At 43.8% G+C, this 26,207-nt stretch carries 24 protein-coding genes; 8 read left to right on the forward strand and 16 right to left on the reverse strand.

The genetic code is table 11. From position 1 onward, the window contains the following. Positions 1-105: 105 nt before the first annotated feature. Positions 106-366: a 30S ribosomal protein S20 gene (gene rpsT, locus ACU01J_RS04085; protein ID WP_004410238.1), complete on the forward strand. Its 261-nt coding sequence runs from the start codon at positions 106-108 to the stop codon at positions 364-366. 94 nt (positions 367-460) lie between these two features. On the opposite strand, the gene ACU01J_RS04090 is transcribed toward rpsT, so the two are convergent. Together ACU01J_RS04090 and nhaR are read right to left on the reverse strand one after the other, a co-directional pair. After that, positions 461-757, reverse strand: coding sequence for an ArsR/SmtB family transcription factor (locus ACU01J_RS04090; RefSeq protein ID WP_481084521.1), 297 nt, complete (start codon positions 755-757; stop codon positions 461-463). 157 nt (positions 758-914) lie between these two features. Then, positions 915-1,805, reverse strand: coding sequence for a transcriptional activator NhaR (gene nhaR, locus ACU01J_RS04095; RefSeq protein ID WP_481084522.1), 891 nt, complete (start codon positions 1,803-1,805; stop codon positions 915-917). A gap of 411 nt (positions 1,806-2,216) precedes the next feature. Between nhaR and ACU01J_RS04100 the strand changes: the two genes are divergently transcribed. After that, complete coding sequence (locus tag ACU01J_RS04100) at positions 2,217-3,362, forward strand: Na/Pi symporter (RefSeq protein ID WP_481084523.1); 1,146 nt, start codon at positions 2,217-2,219, stop codon at positions 3,360-3,362. Positions 3,363-3,585: 223 nt separating this feature from the next. On the opposite strand, the gene ACU01J_RS04105 is transcribed toward ACU01J_RS04100, so the two are convergent. From ACU01J_RS04105 to rppH, 5 genes are read right to left on the reverse strand one after another with little or no spacing between them, the layout of a single operon-like run. Continuing rightward, entirely contained in the window at positions 3,586-4,437 is an 852-nt protein-coding gene (locus ACU01J_RS04105; protein ID WP_481084524.1) for a thymidylate synthase, read from the reverse strand. A gap of 18 nt (positions 4,438-4,455) precedes the next feature. After that, the gene (gene lgt, locus ACU01J_RS04110) at positions 4,456-5,268 is read right to left on the reverse strand and encodes a prolipoprotein diacylglyceryl transferase (RefSeq protein ID WP_481084525.1); all 813 of its coding nucleotides are present in this window, start codon (positions 5,266-5,268) and stop codon (positions 4,456-4,458) included. Between the two features lie 56 nt (positions 5,269-5,324). Further along, entirely contained in the window at positions 5,325-6,089 is a 765-nt protein-coding gene (locus tag ACU01J_RS04115) for a sulfite exporter TauE/SafE family protein (protein ID WP_481084700.1), read from the reverse strand. Positions 6,090-6,124: 35 nt separating this feature from the next. After that, positions 6,125-8,371 (reverse strand): phosphoenolpyruvate--protein phosphotransferase, encoded by a 2,247-nt coding sequence (gene ptsP / locus ACU01J_RS04120; RefSeq protein ID WP_481084526.1) that lies wholly within the window; start codon positions 8,369-8,371, stop codon positions 6,125-6,127. Between the two features lie 2 nt (positions 8,372-8,373). Beyond that, positions 8,374-8,892, reverse strand: coding sequence for an RNA pyrophosphohydrolase (gene rppH, locus ACU01J_RS04125; protein WP_006878813.1), 519 nt, complete (start codon positions 8,890-8,892; stop codon positions 8,374-8,376). A 619-nt stretch (positions 8,893-9,511) separates the two neighbouring features. On the opposite strand from rppH, the gene mutH reads away from it, so the two are divergent. Further along, positions 9,512-10,177: a DNA mismatch repair endonuclease MutH gene (gene mutH, locus ACU01J_RS04130; protein WP_481084527.1), complete on the forward strand. Its 666-nt coding sequence runs from the start codon at positions 9,512-9,514 to the stop codon at positions 10,175-10,177. On the opposite strand, the gene ACU01J_RS04135 is transcribed toward mutH, so the two are convergent. After that, the gene (locus ACU01J_RS04135) at positions 10,174-10,485 is read right to left on the reverse strand and encodes a DUF6482 family protein (RefSeq protein ID WP_481084528.1); all 312 of its coding nucleotides are present in this window, start codon (positions 10,483-10,485) and stop codon (positions 10,174-10,176) included. The genes mutH and ACU01J_RS04135 overlap by 4 nt on opposite strands. Before the next feature lie 127 nt (positions 10,486-10,612). On the opposite strand from ACU01J_RS04135, the gene ACU01J_RS04140 reads away from it, so the two are divergent. Next, positions 10,613-11,647 carry an NADP(H)-dependent aldo-keto reductase gene (locus tag ACU01J_RS04140; protein ID WP_481084529.1) on the forward strand — a complete coding sequence of 345 codons (1,035 nt, stop codon included), beginning with the start codon at positions 10,613-10,615 and terminating at the stop codon, positions 11,645-11,647. Positions 11,648-11,711: 64 nt separating this feature from the next. Here ACU01J_RS04140 and ACU01J_RS04145 read toward each other — a convergent pair whose 3' ends face one another. The 5 genes from ACU01J_RS04145 to brnQ form a co-directional block, all read right to left on the reverse strand. Next, complete coding sequence (locus tag ACU01J_RS04145; protein ID WP_481084530.1) at positions 11,712-11,963, reverse strand: DUF1127 domain-containing protein; 252 nt, start codon at positions 11,961-11,963, stop codon at positions 11,712-11,714. Positions 11,964-12,460: 497 nt separating this feature from the next. Next, positions 12,461-13,795, reverse strand: a complete 1,335-nt coding sequence (gene vpsR / locus ACU01J_RS04150) for a cyclic-di-GMP-binding transcriptional regulator VpsR (protein WP_481084531.1) — start codon at positions 13,793-13,795, stop codon at positions 12,461-12,463. Between the two features lie 282 nt (positions 13,796-14,077). After that, the gene (lysS, locus tag ACU01J_RS04155; RefSeq protein WP_481084532.1) at positions 14,078-15,595 is read right to left on the reverse strand and encodes a lysine--tRNA ligase; all 1,518 of its coding nucleotides are present in this window, start codon (positions 15,593-15,595) and stop codon (positions 14,078-14,080) included. Between the two features lie 51 nt (positions 15,596-15,646). Then, a protein-coding gene (gene prfB / locus ACU01J_RS04160) for a peptide chain release factor 2 (protein ID WP_126575070.1) occupies positions 15,647-16,745 on the reverse strand; the annotation gives its coding sequence in 2 pieces (ribosomal slippage) (positions 15,647-16,669 and positions 16,671-16,745; 1,098 coding nt in all). A gap of 162 nt (positions 16,746-16,907) precedes the next feature. Continuing rightward, positions 16,908-18,221: a branched-chain amino acid transport system II carrier protein gene (gene brnQ, locus ACU01J_RS04165; protein ID WP_481084533.1), complete on the reverse strand. Its 1,314-nt coding sequence runs from the start codon at positions 18,219-18,221 to the stop codon at positions 16,908-16,910. Between the two features lie 317 nt (positions 18,222-18,538). On the opposite strand from brnQ, the gene ACU01J_RS04170 reads away from it, so the two are divergent. Both ACU01J_RS04170 and srmB read left to right on the forward strand, forming a co-directional pair. Next, positions 18,539-19,246 carry a tRNA1(Val) (adenine(37)-N6)-methyltransferase gene (locus ACU01J_RS04170; RefSeq protein WP_481084534.1) on the forward strand — a complete coding sequence of 236 codons (708 nt, stop codon included), beginning with the start codon at positions 18,539-18,541 and terminating at the stop codon, positions 19,244-19,246. Positions 19,247-19,336: 90 nt separating this feature from the next. Continuing rightward, positions 19,337-20,575, forward strand: a complete 1,239-nt coding sequence (srmB, locus tag ACU01J_RS04175; protein WP_481084535.1) for an ATP-dependent RNA helicase SrmB — start codon at positions 19,337-19,339, stop codon at positions 20,573-20,575. Between the two features lie 384 nt (positions 20,576-20,959). On the opposite strand, the gene prfC is transcribed toward srmB, so the two are convergent. Then, on the reverse strand, positions 20,960-22,549 hold the full coding sequence (gene prfC, locus ACU01J_RS04180; RefSeq protein WP_481084536.1) for a peptide chain release factor 3: 1,590 nt from the start codon (positions 22,547-22,549) through the stop codon (positions 20,960-20,962). A 216-nt stretch (positions 22,550-22,765) separates the two neighbouring features. Between prfC and ACU01J_RS04185 the strand changes: the two genes are divergently transcribed. Then, positions 22,766-24,817: a putative bifunctional diguanylate cyclase/phosphodiesterase gene (locus ACU01J_RS04185; RefSeq protein WP_481084537.1), complete on the forward strand. Its 2,052-nt coding sequence runs from the start codon at positions 22,766-22,768 to the stop codon at positions 24,815-24,817. 1 nt (position 24,818) lies between these two features. Here the strand turns inward: ACU01J_RS04185 and rimI are convergent, their stop codons facing one another. Then, positions 24,819-25,265: a ribosomal protein S18-alanine N-acetyltransferase gene (gene rimI / locus ACU01J_RS04190; RefSeq protein ID WP_481084538.1), complete on the reverse strand. Its 447-nt coding sequence runs from the start codon at positions 25,263-25,265 to the stop codon at positions 24,819-24,821. Beyond that, entirely contained in the window at positions 25,265-25,663 is a 399-nt protein-coding gene (locus tag ACU01J_RS04195) for a DNA polymerase III subunit psi (protein ID WP_481084539.1), read from the reverse strand. Before ACU01J_RS04195 ends, rimI begins: the two co-directional genes overlap by 1 nt. 55 nt (positions 25,664-25,718) lie before the next feature. On the opposite strand from ACU01J_RS04195, the gene ACU01J_RS04200 reads away from it, so the two are divergent. Next, positions 25,719-26,162 (forward strand): hypothetical protein, encoded by a 444-nt coding sequence (locus ACU01J_RS04200; protein ID WP_481084540.1) that lies wholly within the window; start codon positions 25,719-25,721, stop codon positions 26,160-26,162. The last annotated feature ends 45 nt before the right edge of the window (positions 26,163-26,207 follow it).

Here is a 26,207-nt window from a genome sequence, read left to right on the forward strand (position 1 = left end):
TTGGCTCGATTGGTTTTTGCACAAATTATTTGACATTTAAGAGCAAATAGGGGATATTCCTCGCCCTTAAATTGTCACTGAACTAAGTTTTTGGGAGTTAGACCCTTGGCAAATAGTAAATCTGCTAAGAAGCGCGCTATCCAGGCTGAGAAACGTCGTCAGCACAACGCTAGCCGTCGCTCAATGATGCGTACTTACATGAAGAAAACTGTTGCTGCTATTGAAGCTGGCGACAAAGCTGCTGCAACTGAAGCATTTGCTACAGTTACACCAATCCTAGACCGTATGGCAACTAAAGGCCTTATTCACAAGAATAAAGCTGCTCGTCATAAGTCTCGTTTCGCTGCTGCAATCAAAGCTCTTTAATTAGAACTCTGATTATACAGTGAAAGAAAAAACCGGCTTGCGCCGGTTTTTTTATATCTACAATTCAGGTTCTCTACTCAAACCAAAGAAGTATTTACTCGCTGCAGTATAGATCATGCAGCAATTGAATCATCGCTTTTACCTCTTCGCTACTTAGCGTGTAGTAAACTGTCTGCGCTTCTTTTCGAGTATGAACTAACCCATCACGCCTTAACCATGCTAGGTGCTGAGAAAGCGCTGATTGACTTAGTTCAAGCTTACTACACAACTCCCCGACGGACAGTTCTTGGTTATGCAGCAAACACAAAATCTGAAGACGACGCTCATTTGCCATCGCCTTAAGTAGTACTACCGCCTGTGCAGAGTTTTTTTCCATCTCTTGTAAATTCATCGGCTACTACCTCTATAACAATCTAACCACAAGAATTACGTTTCGCTTTCCCCGACGGGAATAATAACCATTTAAATAGTAATGAAATTTAGCGAGAATATTTCAAATACTAATCGAATTGTTACAACTAATCTATTTGTTCAAATGAAAAAAGTTCTTAATTAAACAAGGTTGTGAAGTCTGCATCGCAAACATTCTTTACAGCAGGGTGCTGAATCATTCGTTCAGCGAAGATAACGTAGTACTCTTCTTTCAACTCTTCAATATGGCCGATCAACTGTAAAGGCAGGTCACTCTCAACCTCTGTGACATATATAGAAGGCGCTAAAAAGATCACGTCATGGTGGTAACGGGCGAATGACTTCATTAATGCGACGTCATCAAACTCACCTAAAATATTAGGCTTTAAGCCCTGTCGATCAAACCATTGCAGCACTTTGCGCCCCATCGCAGTTCGGCTACCTGGGATCAATAATTTTCTCTGCTCTAGTATCGCAGGGAAACTAACGTTGTCGACATTACCAGAACAGAAAAAGCTCATGTTAGACTCACCCAGCTTTTTACTATATAAGCCAGGGCTCTGACTCGAATCAACAGGGCAATCTGATAAGATCATATCTAGTTTATGTTGAGCAAGCTGTTCAAGTAGCATTTCGTGGGTGGACTCGAAGCAACGCAGGTGAATGCTGTTATCACCCGGCACTGTGGTCATTAAGATCTTACTCACTAATCGCTTTGATAACGCATCTGCCACACCGACATCAAACAGGATATTCGAACGCTGACTGTAATTGACAATATCCAGCATCTCATAACTCAAGCCAAACATACGGTCAGCATATTTAAACACGAGTTGCCCCAACTCTGTTGGCTCTAAACTGCGGCCATTTCGCTTAGTAAGCTTCCCCTCCATACGCTCTTCTAGTGCTTTAATCTGTCCAGTGACAGTTTGTGGGGTCAGGAATAATGCGTCAGCTGCTTTGGTGACTGATCCCTGTTTGCACACCATCCAAAAGTAATAAAGGTGGTTATAGTTTAAGTGCGACATCAACAGATACTCTTGTTAAGCGAATACGATGGTTATATCAGAAGCAAACCATGACAACAATAACTCGACAAAACTAGGACTAAATAATGATTTAACTAAGTTTTACCGAAGCGAGAATTAATAATATGACAATTCACTGTCATAAACTTGCACTTACGCTAAATTTTTTGTGTTTTTTTTCGATTCTCGTCACACCTTTTCTCCTTTCAAAATAACCCAACAAAATCATTAAAATTCAATAGTTTAATCTCGATGTAAATTTCCAATTACACGCAAAAAACCGTCAAACAAGCAAAAATAAAACCATTACATAGAACTGTAATATTACTGAAATATTTCCCCTCTAACATCGCCCTCAGTTTCAACAACAGACCAAAACAAAGACATTAACGGTCCACGGAGAAAATGATTATGAACCAAGCTACTACTTCAGCAGCGCCGATTTCGAGCACTACTCGTTGGTTGCGCTGGGCTAACTTGGCATTCATGTTGTACCTACTACTTCTAGCGGTATCGATGGTAGGCAGCGGTTTCAAATGGGCAACAGGCGATCAAGCTAAAGTCCTATTCGAATTTGCTTCTCACCCAGTAGCAGGTTTGATGATCGGTCTAGTCGCAACGGCGCTAATCCAATCTTCAAGTACAGTAACTTCAATTATCGTGGGCCTTGTTGCCGGCGGTCTTCCGGTGGAAACAGCTATCCCTATGGTGATGGGTGCAAACATCGGTACAACAGTAACTAATACTCTAGTTTCTTTAGGTCACGTTCGTTGTAAAGAAGAGTTTAAGCGTGCGTTTGCAAGTGCGACTATCCACGACTTCTTTAACTTACTCGCTGTAGTGATCTTCCTGCCTATCGAAATGATGTTTGGTATTCTTGATAAGATCTCTCATTGGTTAGTTTCTCCATTCCTTGCGACTGGTGATATGAGTATCAAAGGTTTGAACTTCATTAAGCCTCTTACTAAACCAGTTGTAAGCGCAGTAAAAGAACCGTTAGCAACATTTGGTGACCAAGTTGGTGGCATCATGCTTATCGTTCTGGGTATCGCGACTATCTTCGTTGCAATCACAGTGATGGGCAAATTGATGAAGAGCCTAATGGTTGGCCGAGCTCGTGAAATTCTGAAGAACGCAATCGGTCGTGGTCCAATTCACGGCATCGTTTCAGGCTCTGTAGTAACAGTACTTGTTCAGTCTTCTTCTACAACAACAAGTCTAATGGTTCCACTAGTGGGTTCGGGCGTTCTTAAAGTACGTGACGTTTACCCGTTCACTCTAGGTGCAAACATCGGTACTTGTATTACAGCTCTACTAGCAGCGACAGCAGTATCTGGTGAGTTCGCAGTATTTGCTCTACAGATTGCTTTAGTGCACCTAGTGTTCAACATCATGGCAACGGTATTCATCTACGGTATTCCATTCCTACGTGAGCTGCCAGTGAAAGGTGCAGACCTTATCTCTGACATGGCAGTGAAGAACAAAGCTGTTGTTGCTGGTTATCTATTAGCAGTGTTCGTTGCACTGCCAGGCACAATCCTAGCGTTGACAGCTTAATACTAAAACCATCGCCTATATGAAAGCCCGCTGCTTAGGTAGCGGGCTTTTTTGTGTTTGGATGAAAGTGAGTTGATAGCTTTTGGAGATTCCCTACTCGCTCCTTCGTCACTTTATGGAATGACCCAATATGGTGTAGCTAACCTCAATCAAAGCGCAGCCCTTTCCTGCAGACACAAAAAAGCCGCCTATAAAAGGCGGCTTAGACAATTAAACTTATTCGTTACACTGAGAACGGATACTTAATCGCTTCGTGGTGCTCGTAACCTTCTACCCAGAAGTCATCCAATGTTACCCAAGTTTCTAGATCTTCAAGAGACTTAATCTCAGGATTGATATGGAAAGTCGCAGCCTTGAGTGGCTCACGCTTAAGCTGAACATCACGCATTAGCTCTAGCTGATCTTCATAGATATGCGCATTAACAATCTTGTGGAAGGCCTGACCCGGCTTCTTACCCGTGATCTGCGCCATAATCGCGAGAAACACGTAGACCTGAACCATATTAAAGTTGAGGCCTAGAGGAACGTCACATGAGCGCTGAGTACTGTTTAAGTACAAAGTGTCACCTAATAGCGAAAAGTGATGGCTGTACATACAAGGGCGTAGACACCCCATATGAAACTCACCTGGGTTATAGAAATTAAGAATTTCACCACGGTCATCAACACCACGAGTGAGATCATCAACAATCTTACGTAGCTGATCGATATGACCGCCATCTGGCTTAGCCCACGCACGACCTTGTACACCGTACACGCGCCCCATGTCATCTTCACCCTTACGAAAAGGGTTATTCAACCATGCTTCATTCAGGTTGGCATTGGCATCCCAAGTTTTAGTACCTAGTTTACGAAAGTCATCCGCATTATCGTAACCACGAATATAGCCAAGTAGCTCTGCAACCGCTGCTTTCCAAAAGCTCTTACGGGTTGTCACCAAAGGAAACTGGTTGTTGGCAACATCATAAGTTAGATCGGCATTAATCACTGTTAGGCAACGTTTGCCTGTACGTTCGTTTTCTACCCATTCACCTTGGTCAACGATACGCTGACAGAGATCTAAATACTGTTTCACACCAATTCCTTACTAAATTTATTGCGGTAACTCATCTTTATAGTGGCCACGCTTGTACGCCCAGACCATCATCAAAATACCGATGATCACCATAGGTAGAGATAGGATTTGTCCCATCGAGATAAATCCACCGAACAGCCCTAACTGAGCGTCAGGCTCACGTACGTATTCTACTAGGAAACGGAATGTACCATACCCTGCCAAAAATAACCCTGATACAGCACCAAGTGGGCGCGGCTTCTTAATAAACCAGTTGAGGATAAAGAACAGTACAATCCCTTCGAGGAACATCTCATACAGTTGTGAAGGGTGGCGCGGTAGTGGGCCACCATTAGGGAAAACAAGTGCCCAAGGAACGTCTGTTACGCGCCCCCAAAGCTCACCGTTCATAAAGTTACCTATGCGCCCCATACCCAAACCAAATGGTACTAACGGGGCGATAAAGTCTGCTACACCAAAGAAGGTGCGGCCATTTTTATGCGCATACCAAAACATTGCGGAGATCACACCTAGCAATCCGCCATGGAATGACATACCACCCGTCCAAACTTTGAATAGGTAAATAGGATCTTGTAGGAATAGCTCGAAGTTGTAGAACAGTACGTAGCCAACTCGACCACCAATCACTACGCCTAGAAAGCCAGCAAAAAGCAAGTCTGAAACTTGTTCTCTTGTCCAACCACTATCTGGCTGATCGGCACGTCGGTTTGCCAGCCAAAGAGCGAAAGCAAAACCCACTAGGTACATCAGCCCGTACCAACGAATAGAAAGAGGGCCAATAGAGACTAATACAGGGTCTATATTAGGAAAGGAAAGGTATCCCTGAGACATAGGACTTTTACTCTTATTAAGTTTAGATAATCATGAAGCGTATAGATGAGAGTGCCTTACAGCAACATAGTTCCAGCAACACACATTAAAAACAGTGCAAATATTTTTTTCAAGGTTGGAGTCGGTAAAGATGTCGCCAATTTTGCCCCTGTTCGTGTCATCAACATAGAAGTTGAAGCAATGGCGATAAGCGCAGGGAGGTATACATAACCTATGCTGAACTCAGGTAAAGACTCAACCTTATAACCATGCATAATAAAACCTAGCATACCTGAAATCGCAATCATACAACCACAGACAGACGAAGAACCGACCGCTTTACGCATCTCAATTCCATGGCGATTAAGAAAAGGCACAGACAAAGAGCCGCCACCGATACCCGCGAGGCTGGAGATCATACCAATTCCAGTGCCAATTCCCATTGTGACCGCATTACTAGGCATAGTTTTAAATGCCTTGCCTTTAAGTGAAAACAGCATTTGCACAGCAAGACATAAGACAATCACACCAAAAACTTTAGGTAAGTATTGAGAAGGTATCCATTCAGCGACTTTAGCGCCCAGGAAGCCGCCGACCACAACGCCTGGCATTAGCCACTTCACCACAAACATATCAACATTACCGAGTCGGAAGTGGTTTAAAGCAGATGAACCCGAGGTGGCAATGATGGTCGCCAGAGATGTCGCCAAAGCAATGTGCATACTAATATCAGGGTCAACCCCAGCCATAGGCAGCAAAAATAATAACGCGGGTACAACGATCAAACCGCCACCGATGCCCAACAGCCCAGCCATCAAACCGACGATGCCACCAAGCACCATAAATGCGAGAAGTAATTCAATTAACACAAACAACCTTACTTATTACCAGCACGGATAAAGCCAGCAAAACCTTTATCTTCGAAAAATGCCTGCATCATAGTATATATGTTATGACCATAAGGCTGTATCAGCGCTTTGTCAGCAAGCGCTTCAAGTTCGCTTACGTTGGAATGGCGAAGTAGGTACTTCACCTTAGCTACGTTTGAGGTGTTCATACTCAAGCTACGGTAGCCCAAACCTACCATTAGTAGTGCGCCAATCGGATCACCGGCTAATTCGCCACAGATACAGACCGGTAACTTCAGCTGCTGACAGCTGTTATGAATATGACTTAACGCCATAATCACGGAAGGATGCATCGACTCGTAAACATCTGCCACTCGGGCATTATTACGATCTACGGCCAATAGGTATTGAGTTAAGTCATTGGTACCAATTGACACAAAATCCACTTTACTCGCAATCAATGGCAACAAGTAAATCATCGATGGCACTTCAATCATCACGCCAATCTCTGGCATACGAACGCGGTCGTCAAGCACAACGACTTCATCATAAGCGCGTTCTATCAGCTCAATTGCATCATCAAGTTCCTGCGCACCTGAAACCATTGGCAGCAAAATGCTCAAGTTTTGATGACTGGCGCTGGCACGTATCATGGCGCGAATCTGCATCAAGAAGATATCTGGATGATCTAAGGTAAAACGAATACCTCGCCATCCCAAAAATGGGTTGTCTTCTTCGATTGGCAGATATGGCAATGCCTTATCGCCACCAACATCAAGAGTACGCATCACCACCCTTTTATCAGGGTAGCTGTTCATGACCGCTTGATATTGCTGTGTTTGCTCTTCTTCAGATGGAAAGCGGTGCTGAAGTAAGAAGGAGATTTCCGTTCGATACAATCCCACCCCATCAACACCTTGGTTGATAGCAATATTAGCATCAGCGCTCAAGCCAGCATTAAGCATCACTTCGACTCGCTCACCATCTTTAGTAAATGCTGGCTCTTCGATGCGTTGGTTAACCTTATTGGCTAACTCACGCTCTTGATTGGCCAGTGAACGATACTCTCTCAATAGCTGCTTGTTGGGTGAAATCAGGATTTTGCCACTGTAGCCATCGACCACGCCTAATTTCCCCTTAATCACTTTAGGATTAAGGTTAGCGCCCATAACAGCAGGAATCCCTAACGCTCTGGATAAGATTGCGGCATGTGAGTTGGCCGCGCCTTCAAGTGAGATCACCGCAAGCAGCTTTTCTTTGGGTACCGATGCAAGCAAGCTTGCCGTCAACTCTCGAACCACCAGAATAACTGGCTTTTCAATAACCTGGCGATCTTGAGCTGTATTGTGCAAAAAGAACAATAAGCGCTGGCCTAGCTCACGAATGTCTTGAGCACGTTCACGTAGGTAAACGTCCGACATACGAGCAAAACGATTGGAATATGACTCAACGACTTGACGAAGCGCCCAGTCAGCACGATCCCCTTTTTGAATCTGCGCTTTTAAGTCTTTGCGCAGCATCGGGTCGTTTAGTAAGTGAGTAAAGAGGTCAAAAATAGCCAGTGCATCTTTGTTAATTTCACTGTCTAATTTTTTGCGCATCCGACGAAAGTCGCTCAACGCCTCTTCAATGGCCAGCAGTAACCACTCTTGTTCACGTTCGACATCAAGCGTGGAAGCGGGATAGACATTTGAGAGCTCTGGTTGAGTATCATCCCACCACAACTCGCCAATAGCCACCCCAGATGAGGCAGGTACACCACGGATCGCTTGCTGTTTTTTCTCTAAACGCCAATGGCCTTGGGTTTGTGCATGAGCGATGATGACCGCAAGCTGAGCAGCGAGAGTCACCAAAAAGGACTCTTCCATTTCATTAAACAAGCGCGGTGATTTTTGCTGGACGACCAAAACCCCAAGCACTTGCTTGCGGTAAATAATCGGTGTACCGAGAAAGCTTTGGTAAATCTCTTCACCTAGCTCTGAGAAGTATTTAAATTTGGGGTGTTTAGACGCCTCAGCGAGATTCAAAGGTTCAGCACTACGTTTAACTAAACCAACCAAACCTTCACTGAAACGAATATGGATCTTATCACCTTTGAAACGCAGCCCCTGAGTCGCCATTAGCTCTAAGCGCTGCATTTCTTCATTGGCAAGATAGACAGTACAACACTCAGTGTTCATAGCACTGCATGTTTGCTTTACTAGAATATCTAAAGCTTGATGAACCTCATCTACTTTAGATACTTGTTCAACTATCTCCCTTAGCTGAGAAAGCATGTCTATCCTCTTCGGTGTTTACGTTTACCTTTGACTCTGCGTTCTTTAAATGGCATCGCCATCGATGCAAACTCTTTCATTGCGCGTCGATATACATCACGCTTAAAAGAGACCACTTGTCGCACTGGATACCAGTAACTTACCCAACGCCAACCATCAAATTCAGGGGAACTACCTCGCTGCATATTGATCCGTGACTCATCACAATCCAAGCGCAGTAGAAACCATTTCTGTTTTTGGCCGATACAAACAGGTTTAGAATCCCAACGTACAAGTCGCTTTGGTAGTTTATACCTTAACCAGTGACGACTTGTCGCAACGATTTTGACATCTTTCTTAGTAAGACCAACCTCTTCATATAACTCCCTGTACATTGCTTGTTCGGGGGTTTCACCTTCATCAATTCCACCTTGTGGGAACTGCCAAGAGTGTTGTCCGTATCGTTTTGCCCAGAAGACCTGACCATGGCTGTTACAGATTACAATTCCCACATTTAAGCGGTAACCATCGCCATCTATCACTGGCCAACCTCTAATAAATTCTTAATTACAGTGATTTTTCCACATATCCCCAGTAGGAGCAAACTTACTAGTGTGACTCACACAAAAAATATTACCTTTCTCTTAAATAATGAATAACTTTTAATCAAATAAGACGTTACTCACACGCATGTGAGACATAGCCCACATTTATTCACCTTTTCTGTGTATAACTATGTGAAGAATCAATGAGAAAGTGATCAATAAACGAGCACGCTAGGAGTTAGGTGAATTAACAACCACTAAGTAATTTTAATTATATCTTTTAAAACATACAATTACAGATAAACAGATACATTATAAGATGGAAAAGTTATAAAAATAATAACCCCCACACAGATCGGTTAAAGATCAATCAACACAGCATTTATCCACACTGCCTAACAACAGACCAAATAATAACTTGAAAAAACAAGCATTTTATCACCACAAAAACACTGTTAATTTATACATAGCAAACAAATATAGACTATTTTATTGTTAAGCCTGTGGATAACCCGTGAGTGATGATCTTTTGCACATAACGATCAATCTTAGCCGATTAGAATTTTGCATAGATTCCGCTACAATAACGCTCTCTTCCTAGATAAATCGACGGCACATGAAATCAGAACCGCAATCAGAACTAGAACTGCTTGAACGAGCGAGCAACATTGCAGGCATTAGCTTTCAAGAACTCGCAGATGAAGCAAAGGTCGAGGTTCCACCAGATCTTCGTCGCGATAAGGGCTGGGTCGGTCAGCTGCTCGAATGGCATTTAGGTGCTACTGCAGGAAGTAAACCAACTCAAGACTTTGAGAAGCTAGGAATAGAATTAAAAACCATCCCTATTAGTTATTCAGGAAAGCCTCTGGAAACCACCTTTGTCTGTGTTGCCCCTTTAGTCGGTGTCCATGGGCTGACATGGGAAACCAGTCACGTTAGAAATAAGTTGTCTCGGGTTTTATGGGTGCCTGTCGAAGGAGAACGCGAGATTCCCTTAGCAGAACGCCGCGTCGGTTCACCGCTAATTTGGTCACCAAGTGAAGTAGAAGAACTGCAGCTAAAAACAGATTGGGAAGAGCTAATGGAAATGATCGTGCTGGGACGTGTCGAACAGATCAACGCCCGACATGGTGAAATGCTCCAATTGCGCCCCAAAGCGGCCAACAGCCGAGTATTGACCGAAGCGTATGGAGCAAGTGGCAAACCAATAAAAACCCTACCTAGAGGGTTTTATCTAAGAACGCAATTTACTGCTCGTATTCTTGAGCAGCACTATGTTTAATGCGTCGTCAGAGACAACTCCACATCGTGGTATAACGGTCCATCTCCGACACCAAATTCATCATAGGCATTATGCAAACGCAGAAATGCTCTCTCTACTCCCAACCGCAATAGCTCTTCTTTAACGAGTTCCAACGAATCAAAATGGATGGGCTCATCGTCCACTCTAACCGGCTCAAGCTTGTGTTTGTATTCGACGGCTAATAAATACTGAGATAAATCGGAGCAACCAATCACAAATACCTTCGGTGGCTGGTAGCTGTCTTTATGGTGCCCGTGGATCCACTTATCTAACTGACTTTTTTGCATAATTCACCTCCATAAAACAGTATTAGCCAACTCATCAAATTTTGCGAATTTGTTATCTGATACCTTTTCTAACCGAATAAAGATCACCTATAGTGGTATCACTTCAAAGCTATAACAAGGAAGATCGATGCAATACAACAAGTTACCTCACTCGACTCTTGAGCTAAGTAAGATCTGTCTTGGCACGATGACGTTTGGTGAGCAGAACACAGAGCAAGAAGCATTTAGCCAACTCGATTACGCCCTTGAGCGCGGTGTGAATTTTATTGATACCGCAGAAATGTACCCGGTTCCACCGAAGGCCACCACACAAGGTTTGACCGAGCAATATATTGGTAATTGGCTAGCAAAATCAGGCAAACGGGAGAAAGTTGTCCTTGCAACAAAAGTGGCTGGCCCACGTAATGTGCCGTATATCCGAGACAACATGAGCTTGGATAGAAAAAACATTCACTTAGCAATTGATGACAGCCTTAAACGGTTACAAACCGACTACGTCGATTTATATCAATTGCATTGGCCTCAACGTCAAACCAACTGTTTTGGTCAGCTCAATTACCCTTACCCTGACTCACAAGAAGAAGTCACGCTAATCGAAACTTTAGAAGCGCTCGCTGAGCTTATCAAAGCGGGTAAAGTTCGCTATATCGGAGTGTCGAATGAAACGCCTTGGGGATTAATGACCTTATTACGCCTAGCGGAAAAGCATGAGTTACCTAGAATTGTCTCGATTCAGAATCCATACAATTTACTCAATCGAAGCTTTGAAGTCGGGTTATCAGAGGTCAGCCACTATGAAGGAGTTCAGCTGTTAGCTTACTCTCCCCTCGCTTTTGGCTGCTTAAGTGGCAAATATCTCAATGAAGCTCGCCCCGATGGTGCGCGCTGCTCTCTATTTGAACGCTTTGTTCGCTACTTCACACCACAAGGTATTAAAGCAACCGAAGCTTATGTCAACTTAGCCCAAGAGCATGGCTTAGATCCCGCTCAAATGGCGTTAGCTTTCGTCAATCAGAGGCCGTTTGTCGCATCCAACATCATTGGAGCGACAAACCTTGAACAGCTGAAATCAAATATTGATAGTTTAGATGTCGTATTAACGGATGAGTTGCTTCAAGGAATTCAAGAGATTGGGACGACTTACTCCAATCCTTGTCCATAAACTGTCTAGTTAATCATAGGCAGTAATAGAGTTCAGGGCAGGTGAAGCAACCTGCCCCTTTTATTTACGTCAGTATTCGCGCACTGAGTACACGACGAAGATGACGGATACGACGCTCAGCTTTGACGCTATCTGGTTCAGTAAAACCAATCGAACGCCCATCTTGCTCTAAACCGATATCGCGAAGTAAGTGTTTGTTTTTCCATGGAAGGTCATACGCACTGCGGCGTAGTTTTCGCTTCCATTCGCGTTCTTCACGTTTCAGATCGGCCTTTATTAAGACGGTGGCTAGCTTTAGGTATACAGAATGACTCATGAGTTTTCTCCAGTTGAGTGCAAGCTGGGAAAAGATCAACGAATACAAACAGAAAGGTGCATTAATTCGCTGCTTTTCCGCAGCCAATTAATAAAAGAGGTTACGGATTAATTACATGTGTTTGTTTAGGTTACGATCGGCCATAGCAGTGGTACGTTTAGAAGTACCATTGGTAGGCATGAAGCGATCGACAGACGCACAGATAAATGATTGAACAGTGATATGTTTCATTGTGCGCCTCCTAGCTAATGTATTAATCCAAATAAAATTGAGGGTATGAGCCCGAGCTCATGGTTAAATTCTAAGCATTGGAGGTGGTATTTCAACCACTTTATTACATAAAATTCCAAAACAATTTTTTTACCTAAAATTAACCTTTACAATGTTTTAGCTATAAGATATTTAGCTAAGGAATATCCAATTACCGACAGATAATCTTGACTATATAAAAAAGCCGCGCAAAATATTGCGCGGCTTTTTATCAATAAATCAATCAGCTAGGCTGGTATGTCTGAGATTAGGTTATGTTTGTTTAACAAGCGATACATTGTTGCACGAGATACACCCAACTCTTTGGCCGCCATCGACACTTGCCCTGCATGAGATTCCAAAACCAACAGCAATGCATCCCTCTCACTACGCTCACGAATGTTCTTCAAGCTGCGGCGACTATCGCTGCGTTTCGGTAAATCAAGGTCGACCTCATCAAGCATCACGCTATCTGACATCAATACCACTCGCTTAATTTGGTTCATCAACTCACGGACGTTACCAGGCCAATGATGGCGAGTCAGTGCACGTGCCGCATCTTCTGTAAAGCTACGAGCCTGAGCGTTGTACTCTTTGGAATATTCTTGCAAGAAGTGACGGGCTAAGATAACAATGTCTCCTGCTCGCTCTTTCAAGCTCGGGACATTAATTCTCAGCACATTGATGTAGTGATAAAGCTCCTCATTGAAATCACCATCGATCAGGGCTTTTTCAATGTCTGCTGAGTTTGCAGCAAGGATGCGTACATCCACTTCTTTACGACCTGATGCAGTATCCACTGTGCCCTCTTGTAAAAAGCGCAATAAGTTAAATTGCTGAGATTTAGGCAGGGTAAGAATATCATTGAGCAGAATAGTACCACCGTGCGCTTTTTCTAGGATTGACGGTTCTGATGTGTCTTCACGGTTAATACCAAATAGATCACTTTCGATACGACGCTCAGACATCGCGCGACAGTTAACCGAGATGAATTCTTTATTGGCACGTGCGGAAGTGCGATGAGCCGCACGAGCAACCGTCTCTTTACCAGTACCGCTCTCACCATAAATAAGAATGCTTACATCTGTAGGCCCAATGCGCTTGATTTGGTCACGCAGACGCTTAACAGGCATCGAGTCACCAATTAACCCCATATCACTTTGATTGCCATAGTGAGGCCAGACTTTTTTCTCTAGCTTAAGCATACCGAGTTGATGACCAATGGTGCTTAATAGCTGCGCATCAGGAATTGGGGCTGTGAAAAAGTCGATACAAAAGTTGACGATAAATTGGCAGATAGTATCTGAGCTCAGTTGTGACTCTCGAATAAACGCTAACCAACGAACCTGCTTATGTTTGCTCACCAAGTTAGCAATTCCGTTTAAGCTAAACTCGTCGTGGCTCAAATCCACAATGCCGATACAAGGACCCGTTTCAATAAACAGCTCATCTGCTTTGCGCAAATCGCCGCACTGAGTGCATCTCCAACCCACTTGCTCTAAGACTGAAAGCCAGGGCTCATAGGTTCCTCCAACTACAACCAAAGAGCCTGGAACGGAATCCATCCGGAATTGACTACCCATGAAGCTAGTTCCTTATTATTGATAACGTAAATAATATGCGCACAAAAACACATAACAACTTATGAGGTTACATTATAGAGACTCGAACAGAGAATCTGTCTCAATAATAAGACTAGTGATTGAATCGGACTTTTTCCATACATAGTGAGAGTAGTTTCAAAGAAATTTGTGACTTTATTTTGGTTTTTAGTAGGTTACAGGATGACATTTCGTGAAGGTGTCATTTCTTAGACAACAAAAAAGCCACCCGAAGGTGGCTTTTCAAATCGTCTATTTCTTCGCTTATGCTTGTGGGCGCATCGCTGGGAATAGAATCACGTCACGGATTGTGTGCGTGTTAGTAAATAGCATTGCTAGGCGATCGATACCGATACCCTGACCTGCCGTTGGCGGTAGACCGTGCTCTAGTGCAGTGATGTAGTCTGCATCGTAGTACATTGCTTCATCATCACCAGCATCTTTCGCGTTAACTTGCGCTTTGAAACGCTCGTCTTGGTCTTGTGCATCGTTAAGCTCTGAGAAGCCGTTCGCTACTTCACGACCACCGATAAAGAACTCGAAACGGTCAGTGAAGAATGGGTTGTCATCGCTACGACGTGCTAGTGGAGAAATATCCGCTGGGTAGCCAGTGATGAACGTTGGTTGGATTAGTTGAGGTTCAGCTGTCTCACCAAAGATCTCTTCAAGAAGCTGACCGCATGTCCAGAATGTTTCTACTTCCACATGTACAGATTTCGCGATAGCTACCATCTTCTCACGGTCTTGCAGATCTTCTTCTGTTAGCGCTTGAATTTCAGCGTGCTCAGGGTTGTAGTGTTTGATTGCTTCAAACATGCTCATGCGAGCGTACTTACCACCAAACTCAACCGTCTCGTCACCGTAAGGCATAGATGTTGAACCTAGAACATCCATAGCAACAGTGCTTAGCATCTCTTCTGTTAGATCCATTAGATCTTTGTAGTCAGAGTACGCTTGGTAGAATTCCATCATTGTGAATTCTGGGTTGTGACGCGGAGAAAGACCTTCGTTACGGAAGTTACGGTTGATCTCGAATACACGGTCAAAACCACCTACCACTAGACGCTTAAGGTAAAGCTCTGGTGCAACACGTAGGTACATGTCGATGTCTAGTGCATTGTGGTGAGTGATGAATGGACGAGCCGTTGCACCACCAGGGATCACGTGCATCATTGGCGTTTCAACTTCTAGGTAGCCTTTTGAGCTCATGAAGTTACGGATAGCCGATACAAGCTTAGAACGGATGATGAACGCTTCACGTGAATCTTGGTTCACGATTAGGTCAACGTAACGCTGACGGTAACGCATCTCTTGGTCAGTTAGACCGTGGAACTTCTCTGGAAGTGGACGAAGTGCTTTCGTTAGCAGCTCGTATGATTCCATGTTCACGTAAAGGTCGCCTTTACCTGACTTGTGAAGTGCACCTTTAACACCGATGATGTCACCGATATCTAGGCCTTGGTATTTCTCTTTCAGCTCTTTTTGAACATCTTTTGCAGCGTATGCTTGGATACGGCCAGATGTTTCTTGGATAGCTAGGAATGGACCACGCTTAGCCATTACACGACCAGCGATTGCAACTACGTGGTTTAGCTCTTCTAGCTCTTCCTTCGTCTTTTCACCGAATTCCGCTTGAAGATCGCCAGCTAGGTGCTCACGACGGAAATCATTTGGGTGGCCATTTGCTTTGCAGCTTTGACGGATATGATCCAACTTAGCGCGACGCTCAGCAATTAGCTTGTTTTCTTCTTGTACGTTTTCGTTTTGAACAGCATCAGTCATTTTCGATGTATCCTGTTTTCGTTATTAACGAGAGTTTTTTCGGTGAAAAGCTTATAGACCTGATTTCAGGCTAGCTTCGATAAATTTGTCTAGGTCGCCGTCTAGAACCGCTTGAGTGTTGCGGTTTTCTACGCCAGTACGGAGATCTTTGATGCGCGAGTCATCAAGTACGTAAGAGCGGATTTGGCTACCCCAACCGATGTCAGATTTCGCATCTTCATTGGCTTGCTTCTCTGCGTTCTGCTTTTGAATCTCTAATTCAAACAGTTTTGCACGAAGCTGCTTCATCGCTTGGTCTTTGTTCTTATGCTGAGAACGATCATTCTGACATTGAACCACAGTATTTGTTGGAACGTGAGTAATACGTACCGCAGATTCCGTGGTGTTAACGTGCTGACCACCCGCACCTGATGCACGGTATACGTCAATGCGCAGGTCAGAAGGGTTAATGTCGATGTCGATGTTGTCATCAATCTCTGGGTAGATAAACGCAGAAGCAAACGAAGTATGACGACGACCGCTTGAGTCAAATGGCGATTTACGAACTAGACGGTGGACACCAGTCTCAGTACGTAGCCAACCGTAAGCGTATTCGCCAGAAATCTTAACCGTTGCGCCTTTAAGGCCTGCAACTTCACCTTCTGATACTTCGATAACCTCGGTCTTAAAGCCTTTTGCTTCAGCCCAACGAAGGTACATACGTAGCATCATTGAAGTCCAGTCTTGCGCCTCAGTACCACCTGAACCTGACTGCAAATCGATATAGCAGTCTGATGCATCGTGGTCGCCTGAGAACATACGGCGGAATTCAAGTTTCTCTAGCTTTGCTTCTAGCTCTGCCAGTTCCGGTTCGATTTCGTCAAACGTTTCTTGATCTTCTTCTTCAACCGCAAGCTCTAAAAGACCATCAACGTCTTCAACACCTTGCTCAAGTTGATCAATCGTTTCTACAACCGCTTCTAATGCAGAACGTTCTTTACCTAGCGCTTGTGCACGTTCAGGCTCGTTCCATACATCCGGTTGTTCTAGTTCTGCGTTGACTTCTTCTAGACGCTCTTGTTTAGCGTCATAGTCAAAGGTACCCCCTCAGGACATTTGTGCGCTCAGACACGTCCTTTAGGCGGTTTTTAATAGGATTGATTTCAAACATGTTTGCTCAACATTTATGAGTAGAATTTAACCGAAGAATTGTACTCAAAAGTGTGATGAAGATACAGAAATTTTTTAGAGCTGAATAAAAATCCACCGATATAAAAAATCCCCTGCCACGCCTTACGCGACAGGGGATCTTTGATTCAGCTTTACTGATTGACTATGCCGTTTCTTCTGTTAGCTCTGGTTGCTCAGATTTACCAACAAAAAACATCGCAATCATTGCCACAACTGTCGGTAGTAGCCAGCCCATGCCAATATCAAACAGAGGTAGCATGTTCAGTGCAGACACATCCACACCCGCTACTTTTACCGCATCGATAAGAGCAAATAGCAGTGATACGAGAATAACCACGCGATACGCCGCTTTTGGATTTGGCAGCTTCTTACGAATGAACGTCAGTGCAACCAAAGCAATCGCCACTGGGTAAAGTGCAAATAGAACTGGAACAGACAATGCAATCAGTTGAGATAGACCTACGTTTGCTACCGTCGCACATGCTACACCATTAATGATGACCCAAGTCTTGTAAGACATTGGCGTTAGCGAGCTAAAGTAATCAGAACATGCTGAGATAAGGCCAATCGCTGTCGTTAGACACGCTAGCAGTACAATTACAGACAGTACGATTTGACCGTATGGACCAAATAGAGACTGAACATAAAGACTCAGTACCACACCACCATTATCCGCACCTGCTGCCACAACTGAACTTGTCGCACCAAGGTAGAATAGTGAAATGTAGACGAACGCGAGACCCGCAGCAGCAATACACGCAGAACTGATCAGGTACTTTGCTGTTGCTTTTTGCTCTGTGATACCTTTTTGGCGTAATGCATCAACAATTAGGACACCAAACATCAAGGAACCAAACGTATCCATGGTGTTGTAGCCTTCAAGGAAACCTTTCTGTAGTGGATGAGTAAGATACTCACCATGCGCTGCAACAATCTCACCTTGAGGATCAATAAATACCGCCACTGCCAGAATGATCAGGCCGATGAACAGCGCTGGTGTCAGCACCTTACCAATAACATCGATCAATTTGCCTTGAGACCATGCAAAGAACATCGCTACTGCAAAGAACAGAATCGAGAAAATAGTTAAATGTGATTGAGCCGCATCGATAAAGAATGGTTTTACCGCCATCTCGTACGCAACAAGGCCGGTACGTGGCGCTGCAAATGCGGGACCAATGATGATAAAGATCAATACCGCCATAATCATAGCCGCACGCTTAGGTAGATCTTTAGTTAGGTGCTCCCAAGAACCACCAGCAACTGCAATAGCAACGATTGTAACTAAAGGAAGACCTACTGCAGTTAAAAGGAAACCAGTCATCGCCGGCATTAAGTTCTCACCAGCAAGCTGACCTGCCAATGGAGGGAATATGATGTTACCTGCACCTAAAAAGAATGCGAAAAGCATAAAGCCTACCGCAATAATATCTGTTAATTTTAAAGTCTGATTCACTGTAGACCCTTTCACTATTATTTAATCGATGTTGTGTTTGTTGAGTAGTACAAAACAATGTCCACTCTATAAAATTTAGGCGCGCATAATGACGAAATCCTTATTCAGTAGCAAGTCATCGACTAAAAACGCCACATAAATTCAAAAGATCGATATAAACACAGCATATATCACTAGGACAGAAAGGATAGCCAGGCCAATTAACTAAACAATACACATTACAAAAAGAAAACAATTAGAATAAAAAACCAAACTATTAATTAACAACAGATCATTTAACTTAAAAATCGAACATTAGCCGATAAACATAATTTTTTATGAAAAAGACAAAAAGTTTTGAATTTAAACAATTTAGCGTCTCGGGAGGATACTCGGGGATGCCTGTCAGCACCGATGGAGTGCTATTGGGTGCATGGGCTGAACTAAAGAGTTCTAAAACCTTACTCGACATTGGTACTGGTACTGGGCTACTGAGTCTGATGTGTGCCCAGCGTAACCTATCTTTAAATATTGATGCAATTGAGATAGACCGCCATGCTGTGGAAGCGGCGCAATACAATTTTACCCATTCTCCTTGGTATGCTCGCATCAAGCTGCACTCAGGGGATGTATTGACCCACTTATTCCCTAATCGGTTTGATTGCATTATCTGTAATCCGCCTTACTTTAATAGTGGCGAACAAGCGCAAAATATCAGCCGAGCAACCGCAAGACATACATGTAGCCTAAGCCATCAAGACTTACTCAAGCGTTGTTGGGATCTATTAACTGATCAAGGTTACGCTAGCTTTGTACTACCCAAAGTTGAAGGGGAAGCATTTATCGTCTTAGCCAAGCAGCAAGGTTGGTCACTACAACGTCTTTGCCAAGTTAAGCCAACTGAGCGCAAAGAGGTATCTAGATTACTGATTCAATTAGGTAAAGTGCCTACTACGGAGGAGTATTCAACAATGACCATTCATGAGAGTGGTGGCTATAGCGATGACTTTATCCAGCTAACAAAGGGATTTTATCTAAAGATGTAGAAAATAAGGTGTGATCCTTATCACCGAACACTCTATAATACGACCCCTTAAATTTAATGCTCACACCAACTCGCTTGTGGAGACCTTATAGTGATCAGAAATTTCGCTGAATTGGAGCTAGACCCTAACCTACTCCTCGCCATTGAAGAAATGGGTTATGACCGCCCAACACAAATTCAGGCTGAAGCCATTCCGCAAGCGTTAGATGGCCGAGATATCTTGGCTTCTGCCCCAACAGGTACGGGAAAGACCGCTGCATTTGCATTGCCTGCACTGCAATATTTGCAAGATTTTCCTCGTCGTAAGCCGGGACCAGCTCGTGTGCTGATCCTGACTCCAACACGTGAGTTAGCGATGCAGGTTGCAGACCAAGCACGTGCCCTAGCAAAGCATACTAAGCTCAACATCTTTACTATCACTGGTGGTGTTCAGTACCAAGAACACGCTGATATCTTAGGCAAAACCCAAGATATCGTCGTAGCGACACCGGGGCGCTTGATGGAATACATAAACGCAGAACGTTTTGACTGTCGTGCGATTGAGTGGCTAATCCTTGATGAAGCTGACCGCATGCTAGATATGGGCTTTGGTCCAACAGTTGATCGTCTTTCTACAGAATGTCGCTGGCGTAAACAGACATTGCTATTCTCTGCAACCCTAGAAGGTAAAGGTGTAGAAGGCTTCACCGCTGACCTACTAAAAGAGCCTGCAGAAATTGACGCAGAACCATCTCGTCGTGAGCGTAAGAAAATTGCACAGTGGTACCACCGTGCAGATGATATGAACCATAAACTTGAGCTGCTTAAAAAGATCATTACTGATCAAGCTGAGCGCTCAATTGTGTTCTTAAAAACTCGTGAGCGTCTTGCTGAACTTCGTGCTGAACTTGAAAAAGCGCAAATTCCTTGTGCTTGGATTCAAGGCGAAATGCCACAGGATCGTCGTAATAACGCTATCGCCCGTTTCCGTGATGGTACAGTGAACGTACTACTAGCAACCGACGTTGCTGCACGTGGTATCGACCTTCCTGATGTTAGCCATGTGATCAACTACGACATGCCTCGTAGTGCGGACGTTTATTTGCACCGAATTGGTCGCACTGCCCGCGCTGGTAAAAAAGGTAATGCCGTATCTCTTGTTGAAGCGCACGACCAACCAATGCTAGATCGCGTTGCTCGCTACGTAAAAGAAGAGATCAAAGAGCGCTTTATCAAAGAGATGCGTCCTAAACACAAAAAGCCTGTGTTTAAGAAAAAGAACAAGAAAAAAGACGATAAAAAGAAAGCTGCCGTTAAAGGTAAGAAAAAAGTCGCGAAGAAGAAAAAGTAATCTTTTGATTTAAATAAGATTGGTAAGGGTTGATGTGAAAGCATCAACCCTTTCTTTTTTGTACAGACCACACGGTAAAGCTCATCTAATTCACAACTCGCTTTAAGAGATTCCTTACTCTCTCCTTCGTCGTTCTGAGGAATGACAACCAAAAAAAATACCGCCCTAATCAGGCGGTATTTCAGACACGGTTCTTCAAAGTACTTGCTGCGAGAACAAGGCAACCAGCAAATTCATCCCCAAGAACATACTCACGTGCCATCTTCAAAGCGTTTGTTGTGAGAGCAAGGCGACAAGTAAACTCAGCCTTGGGAGCGTAGTACGCTACGTGACTAAGGTGAGTTTACGCAGTCAACGCCGCTATCGCAGCAAAGGCGAAGAAGATTAGTGTTCGCGAGTCGCGCGGAACTCCACATCTGGAAAACGCTCTTTCGCCAGATTCAAATTCACCATAGTTGGCGCGATGTACGTCAAGTTGTCACCACCATCCAGTGCTAGGTTAGTTTGGTTCTTACGTTGGAAGTCATCTAGCTTCTTACCATCTGAACACTCTACCCAACGAGCTGTCGCTACGTTAACACCTTCATAGATAGCTTCTACGTTATATTCCGCTTTTAGACGTGCAACAACCACATCAAACTGAAGAACACCTACTGCGCCAACGATAAGGTCATTGTTTTGTAGCGGACGGAATACTTGCACTGCACCTTCTTCAGAAAGCTGAACCAGACCTTTTAGTAGCTGCTTCTGCTTCAATGGATCTTTTAGTCGGATGCGACGGAATAGCTCAGGAGCAAAGTTTGGTATACCAGAGAACTTTAGAGCTTCACCTTGAGTAAAGGTATCACCAATCTGAATCGTACCGTGGTTATGCAGACCAATGATGTCACCTGCGTAAGCATTCTCAGCACGAGAACGGTCGCCTGCCATAAAGGTTACCGCATCAGAAATACTGACGTTTTTACCAGTACGAACGTGGTTCATTTTCATGCCTTGGGTGTAAGTACCCGACACAATACGCATGAAAGCAATACGGTCACGGTGTTTAGGATCCATGTTTGCTTGGATCTTAAATACAAAGCCAGAAAACTTGTCTTCTGTTGCTTCTACGTCACGTTCTACCGCTTGACGCGCTTTCGGCGCAGGAGCCCATTTAGTTAAGCCATCAAGCATGTGATCAACACCAAAGTTACCTAATGCGGTACCAAAATATACTGGCGTCAGTTCACCCGCTAAGAACAGTTCGTGGTCAAACTCAGGACAAGCGCCCATTACAAGTTCAAGTTCTTCACGAACACTTTCCGCGAGATCTGCACCGACTTTTTCATCAAGCTCTGGGTTATCTAGACCTTTGATGATGCGTACTTCTTGGATTTCGTGACCGTGGCCTGATTCGTACAAAATCGTTTCATCACGGTGAATATGGTAAACACCTTTGAACTCTTTACCACAGCCAATAGGCCATGAAATTGGCGCACACGCCATCCCTAGCTCACTTTCAACTTCATCAAGCACTTCCATTGGGTCACGTACATCACGATCCAATTTGTTCATGAAGGTCACGATTGGAGTATCACGTAAGCGCGTTACTTCCATTAGTTTACGAGTACGATCCTCGACACCTTTCGCTGCATCGATAACCATTAGACATGAGTCTACCGCTGTCAGGGTGCGGTAAGTATCTTCCGAGAAGTCTTCGTGTCCTGGGGTATCGAGTAAGTTTACGAGACAGTCATTGTAAGGGAACTGCATCACAGAGGTCGTTACCGAGATGCCACGCTCTTTCTCCATCTCCATCCAGTCAGATTTCGCATGTTGAGCAGAGCCACGACCTTTTACTGTACCTGCTTTTTGGATTGCGTTTCCGAATAACAGTACTTTTTCTGTAATGGTGGTTTTACCCGCATCTGGGTGCGAGATAATAGCGAAAGTTCTACGTTTAGAAACTTCACCAAGAAAAGGAGTATTTGACATGAAAGGGGTCTTCTTCTGTCTGTGAGCTATATTGAGCGAGTCATAACTCTAGCTCTAGCGGTTCGATTCAATTTTGCGCGGTATTTTCGCTTATATTCACTTAAGGGGCAACTTCATCAATGAAAATGACGTAAAAAGAGTTTCTATTCCACTACAAATTAAAATATCAATAAATATGGGCTATAACTAAAGAAGTAGAAGGAACTTATCTCAACTATGCCAGAAAGCAAAAAAATTAACTCACTCGCTTTTCGACAAGCAAAAACAGTTTTCCTCGTATCGGTGATTCTAGGGGTCTGTTTTAGCTTTTATCATATTTTGGTGGACCTCCATCAGGAGCAAAAGCGCATTGAAGAACACTATCAATTTAAGCTATTGCAAAATTACTCTAATGCAAGCCAATCTGCGTATCACTTAAATCAACTCCTCGCAGAGCAGGTCGCATCTAGCTTAATGATGGATAATGCTATCTATAAAGTTCAGATTATTGACGACTTTGGTGACACCCTGACTGAACGGGAAAAAAATATTTCACAGCAAGGTGATTTTACCGAAGCACTCTCCAGTTACTTAACTCCAACAACACCTATTTACAAAACAGACCTGCACCAACCTAATTCTCATGTAGTAGTTGGTACTTTAAGCTTTTCGGTGAACGGAGCTTATATCGCTAAAGACTTTATTGCTAAGACAACTCAGATTCTTCTCTTTGATCTGTTCCGGAATATCCTGCTGACTTCGATTTTGTTGATGTTCTTTTATCAAAAACTGTCAAAACCATTAGTCACACTGATAGACTGGGTGCGTTCGCTACAGCATAAAGACAGTGTACTCCCACCTCCGACACAGTATCGCGACGATGAGCTCGGCCACCTCGCAAAAACTTTCCATACCCTTTGGAAAGACAGAGAGGCCGCAGAGGTTAAACTCAATCAACTTGCTTACTATGACTCCTTAACAGGCTTAGCAAACCGCAGCCTGTTACTACAAATGCTAGAAGAAGCCATTATTCACGCCAACAAGGACAATCAAGCCGGGGCACTCTTTTATCTCGATTTAGACCGTTTTAAAACCATCAATGATTCTCTTGGACACACCATTGGTGACCACTTGATAAAAGCGATTTCAATGCGCGTAGAAGCCTGGCTACAAGAAGAATTTACTGCCGCTCGCATCGGTGGTGACGAGTTTGCCATACTCCTTCCCAACACATCGATCAATAAAGCCCATGAGCTGGCTCAACAGTTACTGGCTCTTATATCCAACCCTTATTCGATTGATGATCATCAGCTTTATTGTACGGTCAGTGTTGGTATCGCTGTTTTCCCTTCTGTTGGTGGCACCAATATTGATGTGCTTCGCCAAGCGGATACGGCCCTCTATCGAGCAAAAGTGGCAGGTCGTAATAAGTACATGTTCTATGAACCTGAGATGCAAGCTCAAGTAGAGTCATTCTTAGAAATAGAGAAAGGACTGCATGAAGCAATTAATAAAGGTCAGCTAGAACTCTACTATCAACCTCAGGTGGATGACAAACACCATATCATTGGTGTGGAGGCTCTGATCCGTTGGAATCATCCAGAGAAAGGACTATTACCTCCTGGAGTATTCATGCCTATTGCAGAGGAGACAGGTCAGATACTGCAAATCGGTAACTGGATTATTGAACAAGCCTGTTATCAATATGCCTCTTGGAAGAAACAAGACGTGCTACCCAACACCTTCCGTCGCTTAGCGATCAATATTAGCCCTTTGCAATTTTCACAGAGCTCGTTTGTGGAACATGTCATTGATTCAATGGCGCAGGCCGATATTAGTGGTGAGCATATTGAACTCGAAATTACCGAGAACTTGCTATTAGAAAATGTCGAAGGGACTGTGCAAAAGATGAAGGAGCTTAAGCAACACAACTTAAAGACCTCTATCGACGATTTTGGTACTGGATATTCATCGCTGCGTTACCTCAAGCACCTAAATGTCGATGTATTGAAAATCGATCGATCTTTCGTCACTCAACTTCACTTAGATGAGAGTGACCAAGCGATCGTGGATACCATCATTATGACGGCCAAAAGACTCAATCTAGAAGTGATTGCGGAAGGTGTCGAAGATGCATATGAACTGAAAGCACTAAAACAACTCGGCTGTGACCAATTCCAAGGCTACTTATTTGATAAGCCTCTTCCCGTTGCCGAGTTGACTGCGCGATTTGAAAAGAACTTCTATCCAGTCGATGAGCCAACAGTGATAAAAGCAGTGCAGAAGTAGTTTAGAAAAAGATATAGCTCATGATAATCGCATCCTCTTTACCTGCACTCGTCGGGTAATAGTTGATGCGTCGATCGACTTCATTAAAGCCTACCGCCTCATACAGAGCTGCAGCGCGCATATTACTTTCTCTCACCTCAAGCCACGCACTATCTGCTTTCGCCTGCTCACACATTGTTAGGAAGCCTTCAATCAGCTGCTTACCATAGCCTTTGCCCTGCTCATTCGGATCAACCGCAATATTAAGCAAAGTCACTTCACCGACAATGTTCTGAGCGTAAAAGTACCCGACTACCTTGTCATCTTGCAGTAATACATGGTGACTGGCACCGCGACTGTTTACGTCGCGAATCAGATTTTCTGACCAAGGATGAGTATGTGCTGCGCGCTCAATACGGAGCACGCTGTCTAAGTGAACATTTTCTAGAGGAAGGATTGAATTTTTCATTATTGGTATGAACAAATTTGTTGCCAAAGAGCGCGACGTTGCTCGTTGTTGCCATCAATATCACTGAGCAAAGGAGACGTTAACACCTGTCCTGAAACTTGCGACGGCGCTTCACAGCCAGCGAACCAAATCCAGCCATTAAAAGGCTGCTCGAGTTGAGCCAGCTGCTCTGGGTAGATATGTAACGCCTGTGATAAGTCCAATTTGATACTTTTTAAGACCCGCTCAAACATTAAAGCTGTCTCTTTTTTCGGATATTGGGGAGATACCAGCAAAAGTTTACACGACTCTTGCAATACTAAATTTGGCGATTGATAGCCTTGCAGCCTTTCTGGGTGGTTCAGCTGGTAATACTGAATTCCCATTTCTTGTAAATACTGTATCTCGTGGTGTGGCATAAGGAATCATCACTAAGTTAAACGAGGCAATCCTAACATAAAACGTAGAGGTAACATGAAACAAATCATCACTATTTTACTGTCATCACTGGTTCTATTTTTTGCTCCGCACAGTTTCGCTAAAGAGGCCGATGGTTGGGTATTAATCAGCGATAAAGTCGTTAACTATAAAGCTGAGACTGATACGGTTGAGCCTTTAGCCTATATCAGTGAACGAAACTTCAGTAAGTTAAAAATCAAAGTTGTTCAAGGCACACTAAACCTTAAAGAGCTGGTAGTCACTATGTCGGATGGTAGCATTAAAGAGCTTAAAACAATGGGGACCTTGACCAAAGGCATGTCGACTCGAGCATGGACTTTACCGGGTGACGAAAAGGCCAAGTTTAAAAAACTCGATATGACTTATGATAGCTGGGGCAGCAACACGCTCAGCGCAGTCGGCTTAAGCAAAAAAGCAAAGATTGAAGTTTGGGGCAAAAAGCGTACAGAAGAAAAGTAACGATTTAGATATAAAAAGCCACCTCGTCAGGTGGCTTCTTTCATC

Source organism: Vibrio sp. 2433-A1 (assembly GCF_056726085.1).

What these genes read in the sequence shown, in the direction of transcription:
- ACU01J_RS04090 (WP_481084521.1), bottom strand. Translation starts at nt 757, where the DNA reads ATGAATTTACAAGAGATGGAAAAAAACTCTGCACAGGCGGTAGTACTA.
- nhaR (WP_481084522.1), bottom strand. Translation starts at nt 1,805, where the DNA reads ATGTCGCACTTAAACTATAACCACCTTTATTACTTTTGGATGGTGTGC.
- ACU01J_RS04100 (WP_481084523.1), top strand. Translation starts at nt 2,217, where the DNA reads ATGAACCAAGCTACTACTTCAGCAGCGCCGATTTCGAGCACTACTCGT.
- lgt (WP_481084525.1), bottom strand. Translation starts at nt 5,268, where the DNA reads ATGTCTCAGGGATACCTTTCCTTTCCTAATATAGACCCTGTATTAGTC.
- ACU01J_RS04115 (WP_481084700.1), bottom strand. Translation starts at nt 6,089, where the DNA reads ATGGTGCTTGGTGGCATCGTCGGTTTGATGGCTGGGCTGTTGGGCATC.
- ptsP (WP_481084526.1), bottom strand. Translation starts at nt 8,371, where the DNA reads ATGCTTTCTCAGCTAAGGGAGATAGTTGAACAAGTATCTAAAGTAGAT.
- mutH (WP_481084527.1), top strand. Translation starts at nt 9,512, where the DNA reads ATGAAATCAGAACCGCAATCAGAACTAGAACTGCTTGAACGAGCGAGC.
- ACU01J_RS04135 (WP_481084528.1), bottom strand. Translation starts at nt 10,485, where the DNA reads ATGCAAAAAAGTCAGTTAGATAAGTGGATCCACGGGCACCATAAAGAC.
- ACU01J_RS04140 (WP_481084529.1), top strand. Translation starts at nt 10,613, where the DNA reads ATGCAATACAACAAGTTACCTCACTCGACTCTTGAGCTAAGTAAGATC.
- ACU01J_RS04145 (WP_481084530.1), bottom strand. Translation starts at nt 11,963, where the DNA reads ATGAGTCATTCTGTATACCTAAAGCTAGCCACCGTCTTAATAAAGGCC.
- vpsR (WP_481084531.1), bottom strand. Translation starts at nt 13,795, where the DNA reads ATGGGTAGTCAATTCCGGATGGATTCCGTTCCAGGCTCTTTGGTTGTA.
- lysS (WP_481084532.1), bottom strand. Translation starts at nt 15,595, where the DNA reads ATGACTGATGCTGTTCAAAACGAAAACGTACAAGAAGAAAACAAGCTA.
- ACU01J_RS04170 (WP_481084534.1), top strand. Translation starts at nt 18,539, where the DNA reads ATGAAAAAGACAAAAAGTTTTGAATTTAAACAATTTAGCGTCTCGGGA.
- prfC (WP_481084536.1), bottom strand. Translation starts at nt 22,549, where the DNA reads ATGTCAAATACTCCTTTTCTTGGTGAAGTTTCTAAACGTAGAACTTTC.
- ACU01J_RS04185 (WP_481084537.1), top strand. Translation starts at nt 22,766, where the DNA reads ATGCCAGAAAGCAAAAAAATTAACTCACTCGCTTTTCGACAAGCAAAA.
- rimI (WP_481084538.1), bottom strand. Translation starts at nt 25,265, where the DNA reads ATGAAAAATTCAATCCTTCCTCTAGAAAATGTTCACTTAGACAGCGTG.
- ACU01J_RS04195 (WP_481084539.1), bottom strand. Translation starts at nt 25,663, where the DNA reads ATGCCACACCACGAGATACAGTATTTACAAGAAATGGGAATTCAGTAT.
- ACU01J_RS04200 (WP_481084540.1), top strand. Translation starts at nt 25,719, where the DNA reads ATGAAACAAATCATCACTATTTTACTGTCATCACTGGTTCTATTTTTT.